The organism is Amycolatopsis rhabdoformis (genome assembly GCF_035918295.1).
In the GTDB taxonomy this organism is placed as follows: domain Bacteria; phylum Actinomycetota; class Actinomycetes; order Mycobacteriales; family Pseudonocardiaceae; genus Amycolatopsis; species Amycolatopsis rhabdoformis.
Window position 1 is genome coordinate 6,759,211 of sequence record NZ_CP142149.1, and the last position, 16,490, is coordinate 6,775,700.

A 16,490-nucleotide genomic window follows, 5' to 3' on the forward strand; every position below is an offset into this window, starting at 1 on the left:
GTTCCTTCGTCGCGACGCACCATTCGGCGCGCCTCTCAAGTCCGACACCCCCAGCCAGCGCCATCGTCACGGTCCCGAGTCGTACCAACCTCGGTGCCGCTTCCCCGACGTGCACTGACGTGACTGTGGGCGTATCAGCCAGATCCGCTTCTGCGGTTCCGACCGGCACGATCACGGGACAGTAACGGAGGTCGCCGGGTTGCGCAAACACCCCCCGGAGTGTCGTGACCTGTGTCACTCGTCAGTGTGGGCTACTGCGTTCCCCGAACGTCGCAATGCGTTCAACCCGTTGTGACAGACGGCAATTGGTAAACACGCTCGGCAGTGGTCCGGACCGCTTCGGCCACTTCGTGGACCGCTTCGCCCCTGAGCGTCGCGAGGTGCCGGACGGTGTACGCGGTGCAGTAGGGCTCGTTCGGTCGCCCACGGAACGGGTGGGGGGTCAGGAACGGCGCGTCGGTCTCGGCGAGGTACTGGCCGGCCGGCGCGAGCCGCGCGGCCTCGTGGAGCCCGCGGGCGTTCTTGAAGGTGACGGTGCCGGCGAACGAGAGCACGTAGCCCTTGTCCAGGCACCGGCGCGCGATGTGCTCGTCGCCGGAAAAGCAGTGGAAGACCACGGTGTCCGGTGCGCCCTCTTCGTCCAGGATGCGCAGCACGTCCTCGTGGGCGTCGCGGTCGTGGATCATCAGCGTCTTGCCGAGGCGCTTGGCGAGGTCGATGTGCCAGCGGAACGCGGCCTGCTGGGCGTCGTGCGGCGAGTAGTCCCAGTAGTAGTCGAGGCCGGTCTCACCGACGGCGACCACCCGCTCGGCCGCCGCCAGACGCTCCACTTCGGACTTGTCGGCGTCGGAGAACTCCTTGGTGCGCGTGGGATGCACGGCGACGGCGGCGAACACGCGCGCGTCCCACGTGGACGCCTCCACGGCCCAGCGCGCCGACGCGAGATCGTCGGCGACCGTGACGACCCGGGCCACCCCGGCGCGTTCGGCGCGGTCGACCATCGCCGTGACGTCGGCGGCCGTCTTGGCCCCGCACGAGTCCAGGTGGGTGTGGGCGTCGACCACGGCGGCCGGCAGGCGGTCGGGGATCGGCGGCAGTTCGCGCTTGTCTTCACCCATGAGGTTGAAACTACTGCGTGCCGTCGCCGCCGCGTCGAGGGCGGCGGGAGAAGCGCCCCAATGTGGCGTTCGGTGCGTTCAGCGCACCGAACGCCACATTGGGTGCGTTCAACGCAACCAACGCCGCATTGGGGTTATTTGGTGATCGGTGCCCACTCGGGGCCGTCTTCGCCGAGCTTCGGGTCGAGCTTCGTGAACAGGGGCGTCGGCTTCTGCAGGGGGCGGCCGACCTCGATCGGCGTCGACTCCCACTTCGCCGCCTCGCCCGCGTAGTCGCCGGTGAGGATCGGGTTGACGCGGCCCGGGATGTCGAGGTCCTCGACCTCCTGCAGCTCCGGCTGCGCGGCCCACACGCCGGTGCCGCCCAGCGCCTCGTGCACCTTCTGCGCCGAGTGCGGCAGGAACGGCGTGAGCAGCGTGTTGGCGTCGCTGACCACCTGCAACGCGGTGTGCAGCACGCTGTCGCGGCGGGCCGGGTCGTCCTTGAGCTTCCACGGCTCCTGGTCCGACAGGTACCGGTTGGCCGCCGTGACCACGCGCATCGCCTCCGAGGCCGCGGCCTTGAAGCGCGAACGCTGCAGGTGGGCGCCGGCGACGTCGAACGCCTTGCGCGAGAGCTCCTTGAGCTCCTCGTCGGCGGCGGTGGGGGCGTCCGGGCGCGGGATGGCGCCGACGTTCTTGTGCGCCATCGAGATCGAGCGGTTCACGAGGTTGCCCCACTCGTTGGCGAGCTCGAAGTTGGTGCGGCGCACGAACTCGTCCCAGGTGAAGTCGGTGTCCTGCGTTTCCGGGCCCGCCACGGAGATGAAGTAGCGCAGGGCGTCGGGGCCGAACTCGCGCAGGAAGTCGTGCACGTAGATGACCGTGCCGCGCGAGGTGGAGAACTTCGAGCCGCTCATGGTGAGGAACTCGCTGGACACGATCTCGTCGGGCAGGTGCAGCTTGCCGTACTTGCCGGCCTGGCCGCCGTGGTCGCCCTCGCCGTTGTGGCCGAGCAGCAGCGCCGGCCAGATCTGGGCGTGGAAGGTGATGTTGTCCTTGCCCATGAAGTAGTAGGAGCGCGCGTCGGGGTTGTTCCACCACTCCTGCCACGCGTCGGGGTTGCCCGAGCGCCGGGCCCACTCGACGCTGGCGGAGAAGTAGCCGATCACGGCGTCGAACCACACGTAGAAGCGCTTCATCGACTGGTCGCGCCAGCCGTCGAGCGGGATCTTCACACCCCAGTCGAGGTCGCGCGTGATCGGGCGCGGGCGCATGTCGTCGATGAGGTTCTTGGTGAAGTTGAGGACGTTCGGGCGCCAGTCGTTCTTCGTCGACAGCCAGTCGCCGAGCGTCTTGGTGAACGCCGGCAGGTCGAGGAAGTAGTGCTCGGTCTCCACGAACTTCGGCGTCTCGCCGTTGATGCGCGAGTGCGGGTTGATGAGCTCCGCGGCGTCGAGCTGGTTGCCGCAGTTGTCGCACTGGTCGCCGCGCGCGAACTCGTACCCGCAGATCGGGCAGGTGCCCTCGACGTAGCGGTCGGGCAGCGTGCGCCCGGTCGACGGGCTGATCGCGCCGCGCGTGGTCTTCGGCACCACGTAGCCGTTGCGGTTGAGCGCGAGGAAGATCTGCTGCGTGACCTCGGCGTGGTTGCCGGTGGAGGTGCGCGTGAACAGGTCGTAGGACAGGCCGAGGCCGCGCAGGTCCTCGTCGATCTGCCGGGTGTACTTGTCGGCGGTCTGCTGCGGGGTGAGGCCCTCGTTGTCGGCCTGGACGGTGATGGGGGTGCCGTGTTCGTCGGTCCCGGACACCATGAGCACCCGGTTGCCGGCCATTCGCTGGTAGCGGGAGAAGACGTCGGACGGGACGCCGAATCCGGATACGTGGCCGATGTGGCGGGGGCCGTTGGCGTAGGGCCAGGCCACCGCTGTCAACACAGAGGTGCTCATACCTGTTTAGCCTACGGAAACCGTCCAAGGCGTTTGTGGGCGGGACGTGAAGGGAGAAGCGGTGTCGGCGACGCGTCTGCTCGTGCTCGGGGTGGTGCGCATGTTCGGCCGGGCGCACGGCTACCAGGTGCGCCGGGAGCTGCTCACGTGGTCGGCGGAGAAGTGGGCGAACGTGCAACCCGGCTCGATCTACCACGCGCTGAAGAAGATGACGGCCGAGAACCTGCTGGAAAAGGTAGACGTGGAGCCCGGCGATGCGGGGCCCGACCGCGTGGCCTACCGGCTGACCGGTGACGGCGAGCAGGAGTTCCAGCTGCTGCTGACCAGGGCGTTGTCGGATCCGGAGGTGGGCCACCCCGAGATGTCCGCCGGCATCGGGCTCATGCCCGCGCTGCCCCGCCAGCACGCCATCAGCCTGTTGCGCCAGCGGCTCGTGCACCTCGAAGGCGAGGAACGGCGCGCGCGGCTGATGCTCGACGACCAGGCCGACTGGGGCCAGCCACCGCACGTGGTGGAGCTGTTCCGGCTGTGGGCCGGCATCTCGGGCGCGAGCCACACCTGGCTGCAGCAGCTCATCGAGCGGCTGGAGAAGGGCGAGTACACGATGGCGGACGACGCCGAACCGTTGTTCCGGCCTGGCGTGGAGTAATCAATTTTGACTAGAGGATTCTCGTGGGGCACAGTGACCTCGTCGACTTGGTCAAATTTGACTAGTTGATCTCTGGGAGGAGAGGGGTTCTTCATGATCACGGCACGCGGTCTGGAGCGGCGGTTTCGTCGCAAGGGCCGGGGCGGCGGCGAAGTGCACGCCGTGAAGGGGGTCGACCTCGACGTCGAGGCCGGCGAGCTGGTGGGGTTCCTCGGCCCCAACGGCGCGGGCAAGACCACGACCTTGCGCATGCTCACCACGCTGCTGAAACCGTCGGCCGGCACGGCGACCGTCGGTGGCCACGACCTGCTCACCGATCCGCTGGGGGTGCGGCGCAACATCGGGTACGTCGCGCAGGGCGGCGGCGCGTCGCCGGAGGTGCGCGTGGTCGAGGAGATCGAGCTGCAGGGCCGGCTCTACGGCCTGTCGAAGGCCGACGCGATCGCGCGCGGCGAGGTGCTGAGCGAGCAGCTCGACCTCGCGGGGCTGGGCCAGCGGCTCACGAAGACGCTCTCGGGCGGCCAGCGCCGGCGGCTCGACATCGTGCTCGGGCTCATCCACAGCCCCGGCCTGGTGTTCCTCGACGAACCGTCGACCGGCCTCGATCCGCAGAGCCGCGCGAACCTGTGGGACCACATCCGGCGGCTGCGCGCCGAGCACGGCGTCACGATCTTCCTGACCACGCACTACCTCGACGAGGCCGACGCGCTGGCCGACCGGCTGATCGTGATCGACGACGGCCGCATCGTCGCCGAGGGCACCCCGGATTCGCTGAAATCCCGCGTGTCCGGCGACGGCGTGGTGATCGGCGTGGACCCGTCGGTGGCGGCGGAGGCGGCCGACGTCGCGCGGCAGCTCACCGGCGCGCACGAGTTCGACGTGAGCGAGGGGTTGGTCCGCTTCCGCGTGCCGCGCGGCGACACGGCCATGCCGGAGCTGCTGCGCGCGCTCGACGCGAAGGACATCGCCATGACGTCCATGCAGGTCACGCGCCCGACGCTCGACGACGTGTTCCTCACGCTGACCGGCCGCACCCTGCGTGACGCCGAGCAGCCCAGCTCCCCGGAGGTGTCCGGTGTTGCTTGACACGTGGCTGATCTTCCGCCGCGACATGACCGCGGCGCTGCGCAACCCGGCGTGGCTGCTGATCGGGATCATGCAGCCGCTGCTGTACCTCTTCTTCTTCGGGCCGCTGCTCGTGAAGACGCTCAACGCGCAGGGCCTGTCCGATGTCGACGGCTGGATGGTGCTCACGCCCGCGCTCATCGCGCAGCTGGCGCTGTTCGGCAGCTCGTTCGTGGGGTTCTCGCTGCTGGCCGACTACCGCTCCGGCGTGGTCGAGCGGCTGCGCGTGACACCGGTGAGCCGCGCGGCGCTGCTGCTCGGGAAGGTGCTGGCCAACGCGTTGCAGGCCGTGGTGCAGTCGGTGCTGATCATCGTGCTGGCGTACCTGGTGTTCGACCTCGACGCGCCGCTCTGGGGGGTGCTGCTGAGTCTGGTGATCGTGTTCCTGCTGGCGCTCACGCTCGCTTCGTGCTCGTACGCGCTGGCGCTCACGCTGAAGAGCGAGGAATCGTTCCCGGCCCTGCTCAACGCGGTGCTCATGCCGCTGCTGTTGCTGTCCGGGATCCTCATTCCCATCACGGCCGGGCTCGCGCCGCAGTGGCTGTACACGATTTCGCAGATCAACCCGTTCCGGCACGTGGTGGACGTGGAGCGCAACAGCTTCCGCGGCGACTACTCGATGGACGCGCTGTTCACCGGCAGCGTGGTGGTGCTCGTGATGGCCGTGCTCGCGATCTGGTGGGGCACCCGCACGTTCCAGCGCGAAAACGCCTGATCGGCGGCTGGACACGCCGGGGGTTCTTCGGTGCGGCGTCGCGTTTGCCGACGTAGGGTGGCCTTTCACTTCACCGGACGTGGGGCTGGCGCAGCGTGACCGAACCGGAAAGCGAGCGTGGGCTCACCCTCACCCATCGCGAGCAGGTGCTCGACTGGGCCGCGGTGCGCGCCGCCGACGTCCGCTTCGCCTCCGTCACGATCAGCGAGAACGTGAACTGGAGCGACCCGGGCGCCGACCGGATGCTCACCGCGGCCCAACACGCCGGCATCCACACGGGCGCGCGCCACTTCGCGCGCCCAGGCGCCGTGCACGACCAGGCCGACCACTTCGTGCGGACGGCGAGCAAGCTCGGGGCTTTCGCGCCGGGCTCGTTGGCGCCCGCACTGGAAGTGGACGCTACCGCCGTTGACGACCGGTTCGTGAAGTCGTGGATCAAGCACGTACGCCACGCGGCCCGCATCCGCCGCGTACTCGTGTACGCCGACCACGACTGCTGGGCCCACCGCTTGCACCCCGACCGCTGGGCCGACCCGGATGTGGTGCTGTGGCTCGTGCGCCACAACGGCATCCCCGGCCGCGCCGGCTGGTTCCACGCGCGGCTGGGGCTGCACCAGCACGCGTTCGCGGGGCTGCCCGGCGTGGCGGGACCGGTTGCGCAAGACGCTGTGGTCTATCCATTCACGTTGTCAGACGTACTGCTCTGATTTTCTGTCGGGGGACCTTGGCAAGATGTCCCTGGTGCGGTTCTGGCGGCAGCGGCTTTCGACGGACGTGACCCCTTCACGGGCCGTGGTGTTGTTGTCGGCTTATGCCGCCGCGCGGGGGTTGCCGGAGCCGGCGGCGTTGTGTGGGTCTTGGTTCGGGTCTTCGGCGGTGGTGGCGCCGTTCGTTTCGGTGTCTGCTTCTTCGTTTCCCACTGTTGTTGATGTTGACGCGCCTGAGGGATGCGTCGGGGGTGGGTGGTTCGGGTATCTGTCTTACGACTCGGCGGATCCCTCGGGGCGGTCTTCGGGGGTGCCTGGGTCCGCTTGGGGGTTTGCCGATCACGTGCTGCGGTGGGATCTTGCCGGCGGTTGCTGGTTCGAGTCCCTGGCGGATGACCCGGGGCCGTTGTTGTCCACTGTGGAGGAGGCGTTGTCCTCTTCTGCTTCGTTGACGTGGACTGCTTCGGTGTTGGAGCGGCCTTCTGCTGCTTCGCATTCTTTGGCCGTGAAGGCGTGCGTTTCCTCGATCGAGGCCGGGGAACTCTTTCAGGCGAACATCTGCACGCGGTTTACGGGTCCCTTTTCCGGCTCCGCTGCGGCTTTGTTCTCCGAGGGCGTGCGGCGGTTGTCGCCTTCGCGGTCTTGTTTTGTGTCCGGCCCGTGGGGCTCGGTGGTTTCCCTGTCGCCGGAGCTGTTCTTGTCCCGCCGGGGCCGCCGCGTTACTTCCGTGCCGATCAAGGGCACCCTCCCCCGCCGCGGCCCCGCCGACGACGGAAACGCCCTTTTGCTGCGGCGGTCGGCCAAGGACGTCGCCGAGAACGTGATGATCACCGACCTGGTGCGCAACGACCTGGGGCGGGTTTGCGAGGTGGGGAGCGTGGTGGTGCCGTCGCTGCTGACGGTGTCGCCGGCTCCGGGGGTGTGGCATCTGGCGTCCACGGTGGAGGGCGTGTTGCCGTCCGGTGTTTCGGATTCCGCTTTGCTGGCCGCGACTTTCCCGCCCGGCTCGGTGACGGGGGCGCCGAAGATTCGCGCCCTGGACGAGATCGCCTTGCTGGAACCGCTGCCGCGCGGGGTTTATACGGGCGCGGTGGGGATGTTGTCGCCGGTGGCGGGGCTCGAGCTGAACGTCGCGATCCGCACGTTCGAGATCTCCGCGGGCCGGATCGCGCTGGGCGTCGGCGGCGGAATCACGGCGGATTCGGACAGTGCCGTGGAGTGGCAGGAGTGCCTCCACAAGGCTGCACCTTTGGAGACACTCCTGGCTACGCCGCCTGCTGTCTAGCCGCTTGCGGGTTTTCGGGGCTGAGTCGCCTGCGGCCTTGCCCGGGCCAGCTAGGCCTCCTCGCAACGCGTTCGGTCTGCCAGACCGCCACGCAACGCTCTACGTGCCAAACAGGTCGACCCCCGACCACCCGTGGGCGACTCGCCGCGCTCATGGCCTTGCCCGGAAAACCAAGCCGCCGTGGCAACACTCGGCCTGCCAGACAGGTCCACGCCGGCGTACTTGCGGGGGCTATTCCCGGCCAACTCGCCGCCGTTGGCATTGCCCAGCCGGCTGCACCGCCACGGCGAACGGTCGGCCCGCCGGACAAATCCGCCTCCGACTTACTTGCGCGGGTCGAGCAGCAACTTGCCGACCGTGCCGCGGGAGCGCAGGGCTTCGTGGGCCTTGCGGGCGTCCTCGAGCGGGTACTCGCCGCCGGCGATGGCTTTGAGTTTGCCGGCCTGGATGAGGGTGAAGAGGTCGTTGAGGGCGGTGCCGAAGACGTTGCCAGGCAGGCGGAAGACGTGCGGCAGCCACATGCCGGTGACCGTGGTGCTGTGGCCGAGCAGGTTCCGCAGCTCAACGGCCTTCGGCTGCTTCCGGCTCGCCATGCCGTAGAACGCGAGCCGCCCGAACGGCGCGAGGGCCGCGATGCTCTGGTCGGTCGTCGTGCCGCCCACCATGTCGAGGATGACGTCGATGCGCTTGCCGCCGTTGGCCTCGATCAGCGCTTCGGTCATGTTCTCGGCGTTCGAGTCGACCGTCGCGTCGGCGCCGAGTTCCATCGCGAGGCGCCGCTTCTCTTCGCTGCTGGCCGTCGCGATCACGCGCCCGGCACCCCACGCCTTGGCGAGCTGCACCGCGATGGTCCCGACGCCACCGGCCGCCGCGTGGACAACCACGGACTCGCCGGTTTCGAGGTGGGCGTTCTTCTTGAGCAGAACCCAGGCGGTCGTCCCCTGGACCAGCATCGAGAGGGCGTGCAGATCATCGACGCCCTCGGGCACGTCGAACGCCATGTACTTATTGGCGACGGCCTTCTCCGCATACCCACCACTGTTGATGAGCGCGACCTTGCGCTGCCCTTCGGCAGTCTTCCCAACCACCTCACCACCGGGCACGAGCGGCAACTTGCTCGGCGCGAGGTAGGAGTTCTCCGCCTGATGCGTGTCCGCGTAGTTGACCCCGATCCGGTCGACGTCGATCAGGATCTCGTCGGCCCCGACCTCGGGCTCCGCCAGCTCGACGAGGTTGAGCACCTCGGGCCCACCGAACTCGGTCACCTGCACAGCACGCATCTGGGTTTCGCCACCTTTGTTCGCGGTCTCTTGGTGAGACACTTTGCCAGATGTCTCACGGATGCGACACTCCGTGGTAACGTCTCACACATCGACACGCCTGCCGACCCGCCGCCAGACCTGGCTTGGACTTCACCGCCGGACTCTGGGAGTGCTTCACGTCCAGCTCAGGCTTCACATCCGGCCCCTGCTGCCGCCTCGCGCCCCGGGCAGGCTGTTGCCTCACACCCCGGCCAGACCCCCGTCTTCGCCTCCCGCCCGGACCCCGCCGCCGCCTTCGCCCTGGCCCGCACCTGGTTCCTGGCCGGCCGCCGCGTCGACATGCGCGAGCTGGCTTCGGCGCTGGCCGTCTCCCGCGCCACCCTCCACCGCTGGCTCGGCAGCCGCGACCACCTCCTGGGCGAAATCCTGTGGTCGGAAACCTCCCGGGTCTTCGCGAACGTCTCCTTCACCGGCCGAGGCGCTCTGGGCGTAGCCGATGCGATCGGAGCTTTCGTCTCCCTGGTCAACGGCTCGACCGCGTTCCGCACCTTCCTCCAACGCGAACCCGAACGAGCCCTCCGGCTGCTCACCACCAAGGCGAGCGTGGTCCAGTCCCGCACCATCGCCCAGCTCACGGACCTCCTCACCGCGGAGATCACCGCCGGCCGGCTGACCACCCCTCTGCCGGCCCCGGACCTCGCCTACATCCTCGTCCGCCTCGGCGAATCCTTCATCTACACCGACATCATCACGGGCGACGAACCCGATGCAGGGAAAGCTCATGCCGCAGCTTCAGCCCTACTCGGCTGTCACAACTTCAACCAACCATCCGATCAAGAAACCGCGACGTAAACGCGATCCGAAATGTCCTCGCCCATATAGTGCGAGAATGTCTCAAAAACACAAGCGTTCTTGTATTCGGACAGCACTCGCTGCACGAATCTTCCGTGCAACGATCCGACTGGACCCGGCCGAAAATTTCTCACCTCAGAATCCGACTGCAAGCCCACCCAGTAGTACGGAAAAAGAACTACCTCAACATCCACCGACGGCTCAGGCTCGAACCAGTTCGCGAAGACCATCATCGACCTGACGGACGTTCGCGGAGCTCTGCGCCGGTCTCGCAAGAGGTACTCGTAAGAAAACTTCACCGATATTGCGTTGATTGCCGCAACATCCATGCCGTCAAAGAAATCCAGCTGCGAATCTTGCGTATACAAAGGCACTTCATCGACAGGCTGCGTTGGCACATACTCGCGCATGCGGCCCCAACCCTGCTCTTCCGCGAGCCCCTCCAGGTGATCTTGCACCGCTGCACCAAGATCAGACACGGTCACACAATCACTCCAGTTTGGCGAGAAACTCCGCGAATGACCCCGCCACCCGCCGCGGCACGCGGTCCTCGTCGATGAACGCGACGAACGGTTCGCCGGTCGGGCCGCACGCGGTGTAGTCGAGCATCACGATGTCATGGCCGCCGGAGGGTGTCTGGCAGATCACCACGCCGATGTCCGGGTATTCCCATTCCTCGACCAGGTACGCGCTGCCGAACTCGCCGTCGATGCCGTCCGGGCCGCCGATGCCGAGGAGCGCCGCGACCTCGAAGTGGTCCGCCGCCCAGGACGTCGGAAACGGAGTCGGACACCGGCGACCGTCGAGAACCGCGCCTGACGCCAGCGCGTCGAGATAGCTGCGCGGCAGCCGCACCCCGAGGGCCCGCTCTGCAGCGCCAATCAGGTTGCTCACGAATCCCCTCGATCCTTGGAACAGCGACACCCAGTCGATCGGATTCCGCCGTACCCGTCAAGGAAATTCGGTGCGGAAGCGGTCCTCCAGCCCCGGCCCGAACCGCCGACCCGACACCTCCCACACGGAGCAGTCGACCCCGACGATCACGAATTCGCCGAGCCCTCGTTCGGGGGCGTCGGAGGTCAGGTCGCCGGCGCGTTCCACCGCGACGAGGGCGCAGTCGACGGTCTGGCGAATCCCGCGCGCGAAGTCGAGCAGCCGTGGCCACGCGAGGACGTAGCCGAGCGGGCTCGACGTCACCGTCGCTTCGAAGGCGTCCAACGGCGTTCCGTCGGGACCGACGCCGAAGCCGGAGAACTCGAAGAGGCTCCAGACCAGGCCGTCGCCGGGGATGAGGGCGAGGAGGTCGCGCAGTTCGTACAGGCGGCGGTCCGCCGAGATCATCGGGAAGGAGAGCAGCGTTACCACCTCGGCATCAGGTCGTGAACAAGAACAAGTACCCCGACGCAGTAGGTCGCCGCCCGGAACTTTCCGGTTCCGCAAGATGCGGTTCTCCCACGCCCAGCCTCATCCGTCGGAAGAGAACCAGTATTTCCCCTCCGCGATCCTCTCGACCTCGGCCTCGCCGAGTGACGCAGCCAATGCGTCGCCGAGGTCGCCGCGTGCTCGGGCCAATCTCGGGAACAACGAGCGGTCCACGAGGTAGTCGACCAGGATCTGCGGGTCCGCACCGCTGCCGATCCTCGACATGATCCGATCCAACGAGACCACCAGCTCTTCGAGGTCTCCGAACACCCGAACGAGGTCAGCCGTAGGCACCGGAGTCACGGCGGGGTAGGCGTCCTCACCACTGATCATTTCCGAGAAGCCACCACAGCGTCATACAAATCCTTTTTGGACACCCCAGCCCCCTCAGCCACCTCCGAAGCCACCGCCTTCAACCGCTCCCCCGCAGCCACCCGAGCGGACACCTCACCCACCAGGTCCGAAACGGACACCGCCGCCGGAATCGCCCCCTCCAGCACCACCGTGATCTCCCCGCGAACCCCGTCGGCGGCCCACGAAGCCAACGACCCCAATGTGCCCCGTTTGACCTCTTCGTACGTCTTCGTCAGCTCACGACACACCGCCACCCGCCGGCCCGAACCCAAAGCCTCCGCCGCATCGGCCAACAACGAAGCCACCCGATGCGGCGACTCGAAAAACACCACCGTCCGCTGCTCCGACGCCAGCGAAGCAAACCAGCGCGCACGCTCCCCCGGCTTGCGCGGCGCGAAGCCCTCGAAGCAAAACCGATCACACGGCAACCCGGACAAAGCCAACGCCGTGGTCACCGCGGACGGACCGGGCAGGCAGGTCACCGGGATGTCCGCCGAAACGCACGCCGCGACCAGGCGGAAGCCGGGGTCGGAGACCGACGGCATGCCGGCGTCGGTCACGAGCAGCACGGTGGAGCCCGACTGCAGAGACTCGAGGAGCTGCGGCAGGCGCGAGGTCTCCACGTCTTCGTAGAACGAGACCACTCGGCCGGAAATCACAGCGCCCAGGGCGGAAGCCAGGGAGCGGAGGCGGCGGGTGTCTTCGGCGGCGATGACGTCGGCGGTGCCGAGCGCGCTGATCAGGCGGGCCGACGCGTCGCCCGGGTCGCCGAGGGGGGTGGCGGCCAGGACGAGCCGGCCGGGCGGAGTGGACATGCACGTGAGCCTAACGGCCGACGCCGTAGTATCAGGCCCCGTGACCGCGCTGCTGACCCGTCCCGACGACGAGAGCGTGCGGCCGGACCCGGTCGACGCGATGCGTCCGCCCACCGACCGCGAGGCCACGCTCCTGGGCCGCGGCATGCCGACCGACCGGCTGCGCAGCTGGATCGTCACGGTGGTCCTCACGGTGATCGGCGGCGTCGTCCGGCTGCAGAACCTCGGGGTGCCCACCGATCACGGCACGCCGGTGTTCGACGAGAAGCACTACGTGCCGCAGGCGGCGCAGATGCTGCGCAACGGCGGGTACGAGGACAACGCCGGCTACGAGCTCATCGTGCACCCGCCGCTGGCGAAGGACTTCATCGCGATCGGCGAGTGGCTGTTCGGCTACAACGGCTGGGGCTGGCGCATCATGCCGGCGCTCGCGGGCACCGTGATCATCCTGCTCACGATCCGCGTCGCGCGGCGGCTCACGCGGTCGACGCTGCTCGGCGGCATCGCGGGCGTGCTGGTGATCAGCGACGGGGTGCTGCACCTGCAGTCGCGCATGGGGATGCTGGACATCTTCATCGCCCTCTTCGTGCTGGCGGCGTTCGCGTGTGTGCTGTGCGACCGCGACCAGGTGCGGCAACGGCTGGCCGTCGCCGTGCGCGAGGGCTGGGTCGGCGAGTCGGTGTGGGGGCCGAAGCTCGGGTTCCGCTGGTGGCGCTTCGCCGCGGGCGTGATGATCGGGCTCACCTTCGGCGTGAAGTGGTCGGCGCTCTACTACATCGCGGCGTTCGGGCTGCTCACGGTGTTCTTCGACGTCGCGGCGCGGCGGGCGGCGGGCGTCGAGCGGCCGTGGGTCGGCACGATCCGGCGGGACGTCGCGCCGGCGCTGTGGGCGATCCTGATCATCCCGCTGCTGATGTACTTGGCCGCGTTCTGGGCGTGGTTCGCCAGCGAGACGGCCACCGACCGGCACTACACCGAGATCAAGGACATCGACCCCGGCCTGTTCGCCTGGGTGCCGCCGGCGTTGCGCTCGCTCGGCGACTACACGCTCAACGTGCTGCACTTCCACGAAACGCTGCTCACGCCCAAGGACAACCCGCACCCGTGGGAGTCGAAGCCCTGGACGTGGCCGATGGGCCTGCGCCCGATGCTCTACTACTACGACGGCGAGGTCACCGGCTGCGGCGAATCGCGCTGCGTCGGCGCGACGATGCTCATCGGCACGCCCGCGATGTGGTGGCTGGCGCTGCCGATGCTCGGCTGGGGCCTGTGGCGCTGGCTCTTCCGCGCCGACTGGCGCTACGCCGCCGTGCTCGTGGGTTACTTCGCCGGCCTGCTGCCGTGGTTCACGAACATCGACCGGCAGATGTACTTCTTCTACGCCACGCCGATGGCGCCGTTCCTGGTGCTCGGGCTGGTGCTGGTGCTCGGCCAGATCCTGGGCAGCGCCAGACGCGGGTTCGAACGCCGGGGCACCGGTCTGCTCGTCGTCGCCCTGTACACGGGGCTCGTGGTGGCGAACTTCGTGTGGCTGTGGCCGATCCTCAACGGCGTGCCGATCACCACGGCGACGTGGAACGCCGAGATGTGGTTGCCGTCCTGGCGGTGAAATAGGCGCCGGGCGGCACCCCGACCGCGCGCCGGAACGCCGCGACGAACGCGCTCGCGGTCGCGTAACCCACGCGGTGCGCGACGGTGGTCATCGGCAGCCCCTCGGCCAGTAACGGCAGCGCCGCCCGCAGCCGCGCCTGCGTGCGCCAGGTGCCGAACGTCATGCGGCAATCGCGCACGAACGCGCGCGCCAGCGTCCGCTCACTCGCCCCCACGGCGCGGCCCAGCTCGGCCAGCCCACGCCGGTCCGCGGGGTCGGCGAGCACCATCGCCTCGACGTCCCGCGCCCGCGGATCCTCCGGCGACGGCACCACGATCGGCGCGACGTCCACCGGCTCCAGCACGTCGAACACCACGGCCTCGGCGCGTTTCCGTTGCTCTTCGGGCAGGTCGCCGTTGAGGTGTTCGAGCAGCTCCCGCAGCAACGGCCCGACCTCGACGATCCGCGGCTGCGCCCAGGTAACGGGGCACTTTTGCGGATCCGCGTACACGCCGCGCAGCTCGGCGTTGGCCACCGCGCCCGTACGGTGCGGCACGCCCGCGGGCACCCACAACGCGCGCGTCGGCGGCAGCACCCAGTGCGCCTCCCCGATGCCGACCGCGACCACACCCGCGGCGGCCCACACGAGCTGGTGCACGGGGTGCTCGTGCTGCGGGTACCAGGCGCCGGCGGGCAGCCGCAGGTCACCGAGCAGCATCGCACCTTGGCCGGTTGACGACATGGCTTGGCAGCCTATCGTCTACCGGTCACGCGTGGGTGTTTCTACCGTTTGTGGCATGCCCATGAACCTGATCCACCGCCGGCTCTGCTCCTCGGAGAAATGGGCGTCGATGATCGCCCAGGTGCTCCCGCCGTGGCTCGAGCGCTTCGACCTCGGCGACGACGTCCTCGAAATCGGCCCCGGCTTCGGCGCGACCACGCGGGTGCTGCTGGACGCCGTACCGCGGCTGACGTTGCTGGAAATCGATCCGGCGTCGGCTTCGCTGCTGCGTACGGAATTCGGGTCACGCGCGACGGTCGTTGAGGGCAGCGGAGCGGAGATGCCCTTCGACACGGGCCGGTTCTCCGCGGTGGTGTGCTTCACGATGCTGCACCACGTGCCCACGCCGGCTTTGCAGGACGCGATTTTCGGCGAAGCGTTCCGGGTGCTGCGGCCGGGCGGAGTCTATTGCGGGACGGACAGCCAGCTGAGCTTCCGCTTCCGGCTGCTGCACGTCGGGGACACGATGAACGTGGTGAACGCTTCGACGCTGCCCGCGCGGCTGACGGGCGTCGGGTTCGGGGAGGTCGACGTGCAGCACCGGCCGAAGGAGCTGGTGGAGTTCTCGGCGGTGAAGCCGGTCAGTACAGGTCATTGAACCGCCGATCCCACCAAGGCCCCGGCGGTGCGTGCGGGTCGGGGAACGTCTTGCGGCGGATCTCCTCGTCGAGGGGGTCCAGCAGGGCCCGGAGGGCCGCCCGGCTTCGGGCAGGGAGGGCGTGAAGGGCCCGGTCCAGGCTGATCCGGATATCGGGATCAACCCCTGCGCAATGGGTACACCCGAGAAACTCCGGGCAGCGGTGTGCGACGCGGGCGTAACGCCGCAGGTTTCGGAGTGCTTTCTCGACTTCGCCCGGGATCAGCTCCGTTGCCTCGATGCGGTGGAGGTCGGCCAGCGCCCACCGGGGCAGACTGACGATGGCGGAGAACCGACGATTCTCGCGCGTCCGCACCGGTAGCCGAGCGCGGACGGCCGCCGGTGGTCTACGCGCCACGGCCTCGTCTCGCCAACGCCGGGTCAGTAGGCGACCCGCCGCTCCCACCACGGCGAGTCCGGCGGGGCGGTCGGGTCGGGCAGCGTCTTGCGGCGGATCTCGTCGTCGAACGGTCGCAACAACGCCCGCAACGCGACGCGGCTGCGCGGCGGCAACGCCTGCAACGCCACCTCCAGCGTCCACCGGGTCCCGGGCTCGCAGCAGGGGCAGCCGAGGGACGCGGCCGAGCCGACGCGATGGGAGTCACGGGCATACTGCCGCAGGTCACGGACGGCGCGGCCGACCTGGCCGGGCCGCAGTTCCCGCGCCTCGACGCGGTGGATGTCGGCGACCACCCAGGGCGGCAAGCCGGGGATCGTCGAGAACGGACAGCCTGTTCGCGGCCGCACCGGTAGCCGGGCGCGGACGGCCGCCGGTGGTCTACGCCCCATGACCACGTGCCCCGCGGGGCCTGCGCTGTTGCCACCAGGGCCAATCGGGCGGGGCCGAGTAGTCGAGCACGGTCCGGCGCCGCAGCTCGGCGTCGAGCGGCTTGATGATTGCGCGCAGGGCGGCGCGGCTGCGGCCCGGGAGGGCTCGGAGCGCGGATTGCAGCGTCCAGCGGATCAGGTTCTCGCCGCAGGGGCAGTCGTCGAGGCGGTGCACCTCGAGGCGCCACGGATTGTGGACATGGTGCCGCAGGCGGCGAAGCGCCCAGGCGACGTCGCCGGGATGCAGCACCGTCGCTTCGACGCGGTGCACGTCGAGCAAAACCCAGCGCGGCAACTCAGGAATCGTCGAAAACCGGTGGCACGGACGGGGTCGCACGGGCAACCCGGCCCGGACGGTGGCAGGCGGTTTACGCGCCATGGACCTTTCGAAGAGTCATGCCCCGATCATCCCACCCGGCGC

19 protein-coding genes are annotated in these 16,490 nt (G+C 68.8%); 8 read left to right on the plus strand and 11 right to left on the minus strand.

Annotated features, from left to right (window positions below):
* Nucleotides 1-281: 281 nt before the first annotated feature.
* Together VSH64_RS31025 and metG are read right to left on the minus strand one after the other, a co-directional pair.
* Complete coding sequence (locus tag VSH64_RS31025; RefSeq protein ID WP_326566294.1) at nucleotides 282-1,118, minus strand: TatD family hydrolase; 837 nt, start codon at nucleotides 1,116-1,118, stop codon at nucleotides 282-284.
* 134 nt (nucleotides 1,119-1,252) lie between these two features.
* Nucleotides 1,253-3,046, minus strand: a complete 1,794-nt coding sequence (gene metG / locus VSH64_RS31030; RefSeq protein WP_326566295.1) for a methionine--tRNA ligase — start codon at nucleotides 3,044-3,046, stop codon at nucleotides 1,253-1,255.
* A 61-nt stretch (nucleotides 3,047-3,107) separates the two neighbouring features.
* Between metG and VSH64_RS31035 the strand changes: the two genes are divergently transcribed.
* From VSH64_RS31035 to VSH64_RS31055, 5 genes are all read left to right on the plus strand, one after another.
* Nucleotides 3,108-3,695 (plus strand): PadR family transcriptional regulator, encoded by a 588-nt coding sequence (locus VSH64_RS31035; RefSeq protein WP_326566296.1) that lies wholly within the window; start codon nucleotides 3,108-3,110, stop codon nucleotides 3,693-3,695.
* 93 nt (nucleotides 3,696-3,788) lie between these two features.
* Entirely contained in the window at nucleotides 3,789-4,781 is a 993-nt protein-coding gene (locus VSH64_RS31040) for an ATP-binding cassette domain-containing protein (protein WP_326566297.1), read from the plus strand.
* Nucleotides 4,771-5,535: an ABC transporter permease gene (locus VSH64_RS31045; RefSeq protein ID WP_326566298.1), complete on the plus strand. Its 765-nt coding sequence runs from the start codon at nucleotides 4,771-4,773 to the stop codon at nucleotides 5,533-5,535. The genes VSH64_RS31040 and VSH64_RS31045 overlap by 11 nt, the downstream gene beginning before the upstream one ends.
* 95 nt (nucleotides 5,536-5,630) lie before the next feature.
* Complete coding sequence (locus VSH64_RS31050) at nucleotides 5,631-6,242, plus strand: GH25 family lysozyme (protein ID WP_326566299.1); 612 nt, start codon at nucleotides 5,631-5,633, stop codon at nucleotides 6,240-6,242.
* Between the two features lie 25 nt (nucleotides 6,243-6,267).
* A complete protein-coding gene (locus tag VSH64_RS31055; RefSeq protein ID WP_407655574.1) occupies nucleotides 6,268-7,527 on the plus strand; it encodes an aminodeoxychorismate synthase component I in 1,260 nt (419 codons plus the stop codon).
* 323 nt (nucleotides 7,528-7,850) lie between these two features.
* Here VSH64_RS31055 and VSH64_RS31060 read toward each other — a convergent pair whose 3' ends face one another.
* On the minus strand, nucleotides 7,851-8,807 hold the full coding sequence (locus VSH64_RS31060; protein ID WP_326566300.1) for a quinone oxidoreductase family protein: 957 nt from the start codon (nucleotides 8,805-8,807) through the stop codon (nucleotides 7,851-7,853).
* Nucleotides 8,808-9,128: 321 nt separating this feature from the next.
* Between VSH64_RS31060 and VSH64_RS31065 the strand changes: the two genes are divergently transcribed.
* Entirely contained in the window at nucleotides 9,129-9,641 is a 513-nt protein-coding gene (locus tag VSH64_RS31065) for a QsdR family transcriptional regulator (RefSeq protein WP_326566301.1), read from the plus strand.
* On the opposite strand, the gene VSH64_RS31070 is transcribed toward VSH64_RS31065, so the two are convergent.
* The 5 genes from VSH64_RS31070 to rsmI form a co-directional block, all read right to left on the minus strand.
* Nucleotides 9,623-10,126, minus strand: a complete 504-nt coding sequence (locus tag VSH64_RS31070; protein WP_326566302.1) for a hypothetical protein — start codon at nucleotides 10,124-10,126, stop codon at nucleotides 9,623-9,625. The two genes, VSH64_RS31065 and VSH64_RS31070, sit on opposite strands and share 19 nt — an antisense overlap.
* Before the next feature lie 4 nt (nucleotides 10,127-10,130).
* Nucleotides 10,131-10,565, minus strand: a complete 435-nt coding sequence (locus VSH64_RS31075) for an SMI1/KNR4 family protein (protein ID WP_326566303.1) — start codon at nucleotides 10,563-10,565, stop codon at nucleotides 10,131-10,133.
* A gap of 27 nt (nucleotides 10,566-10,592) precedes the next feature.
* Entirely contained in the window at nucleotides 10,593-11,006 is a 414-nt protein-coding gene (locus VSH64_RS31080) for a hypothetical protein (RefSeq protein ID WP_326566304.1), read from the minus strand.
* Nucleotides 11,007-11,105: 99 nt separating this feature from the next.
* On the minus strand, nucleotides 11,106-11,396 hold the full coding sequence (locus tag VSH64_RS31085; protein WP_326566305.1) for a hypothetical protein: 291 nt from the start codon (nucleotides 11,394-11,396) through the stop codon (nucleotides 11,106-11,108).
* A complete protein-coding gene (rsmI, locus tag VSH64_RS31090; protein WP_326566306.1) occupies nucleotides 11,393-12,232 on the minus strand; it encodes a 16S rRNA (cytidine(1402)-2'-O)-methyltransferase in 840 nt (279 codons plus the stop codon). The genes VSH64_RS31085 and rsmI overlap by 4 nt, the downstream gene beginning before the upstream one ends.
* Before the next feature lie 40 nt (nucleotides 12,233-12,272).
* Between rsmI and VSH64_RS31095 the strand changes: the two genes are divergently transcribed.
* On the plus strand, nucleotides 12,273-13,841 hold the full coding sequence (locus VSH64_RS31095; protein WP_326566307.1) for a dolichyl-phosphate-mannose--protein mannosyltransferase: 1,569 nt from the start codon (nucleotides 12,273-12,275) through the stop codon (nucleotides 13,839-13,841).
* Here VSH64_RS31095 and VSH64_RS31100 read toward each other — a convergent pair.
* Nucleotides 13,792-14,565 (minus strand): AraC family transcriptional regulator, encoded by a 774-nt coding sequence (locus tag VSH64_RS31100; protein ID WP_326566308.1) that lies wholly within the window; start codon nucleotides 14,563-14,565, stop codon nucleotides 13,792-13,794. The genes VSH64_RS31095 and VSH64_RS31100 overlap by 50 nt on opposite strands.
* Nucleotides 14,566-14,620: 55 nt before the next feature.
* Between VSH64_RS31100 and VSH64_RS31105 the strand changes: the two genes are divergently transcribed.
* Entirely contained in the window at nucleotides 14,621-15,202 is a 582-nt protein-coding gene (locus tag VSH64_RS31105; RefSeq protein WP_326566309.1) for a class I SAM-dependent methyltransferase, read from the plus strand.
* A 420-nt stretch (nucleotides 15,203-15,622) separates the two neighbouring features.
* Here the strand turns inward: VSH64_RS31105 and VSH64_RS31110 are convergent, their stop codons facing one another.
* Together VSH64_RS31110 and VSH64_RS31115 are read right to left on the minus strand one after the other, a co-directional pair.
* The gene (locus VSH64_RS31110) at nucleotides 15,623-15,946 is read right to left on the minus strand and encodes a hypothetical protein (RefSeq protein WP_326566310.1); all 324 of its coding nucleotides are present in this window, start codon (nucleotides 15,944-15,946) and stop codon (nucleotides 15,623-15,625) included.
* 73 nt (nucleotides 15,947-16,019) lie between these two features.
* Nucleotides 16,020-16,364 carry a hypothetical protein gene (locus VSH64_RS31115; protein ID WP_326566311.1) on the minus strand — a complete coding sequence of 115 codons (345 nt, stop codon included), beginning with the start codon at nucleotides 16,362-16,364 and terminating at the stop codon, nucleotides 16,020-16,022.
* Between the last annotated feature and the right edge of the window lie 126 nt (nucleotides 16,365-16,490).

Coding starts and splice junctions, on each gene's coding strand:
- VSH64_RS31065 (WP_326566301.1), top strand. CDS start 9,129: ATGCGCGAGCTGGCTTCGGCGCTGGCCGTCTCCCGCGCCACCCTCCAC.
- metG (WP_326566295.1), bottom strand. CDS start 3,046: ATGAGCACCTCTGTGTTGACAGCGGTGGCCTGGCCCTACGCCAACGGC.
- VSH64_RS31040 (WP_326566297.1), top strand. CDS start 3,789: ATGATCACGGCACGCGGTCTGGAGCGGCGGTTTCGTCGCAAGGGCCGG.
- VSH64_RS31060 (WP_326566300.1), bottom strand. CDS start 8,807: ATGCGTGCTGTGCAGGTGACCGAGTTCGGTGGGCCCGAGGTGCTCAAC.
- VSH64_RS31105 (WP_326566309.1), top strand. CDS start 14,621: ATGCCCATGAACCTGATCCACCGCCGGCTCTGCTCCTCGGAGAAATGG.
- VSH64_RS31085 (WP_326566305.1), bottom strand. CDS start 11,396: ATGATCAGTGGTGAGGACGCCTACCCCGCCGTGACTCCGGTGCCTACG.
- VSH64_RS31025 (WP_326566294.1), bottom strand. CDS start 1,118: ATGGGTGAAGACAAGCGCGAACTGCCGCCGATCCCCGACCGCCTGCCG.
- rsmI (WP_326566306.1), bottom strand. CDS start 12,232: ATGTCCACTCCGCCCGGCCGGCTCGTCCTGGCCGCCACCCCCCTCGGC.
- VSH64_RS31055 (WP_407655574.1), top strand. CDS start 6,268: ATGTCCCTGGTGCGGTTCTGGCGGCAGCGGCTTTCGACGGACGTGACC.
- VSH64_RS31100 (WP_326566308.1), bottom strand. CDS start 14,565: ATGTCGTCAACCGGCCAAGGTGCGATGCTGCTCGGTGACCTGCGGCTG.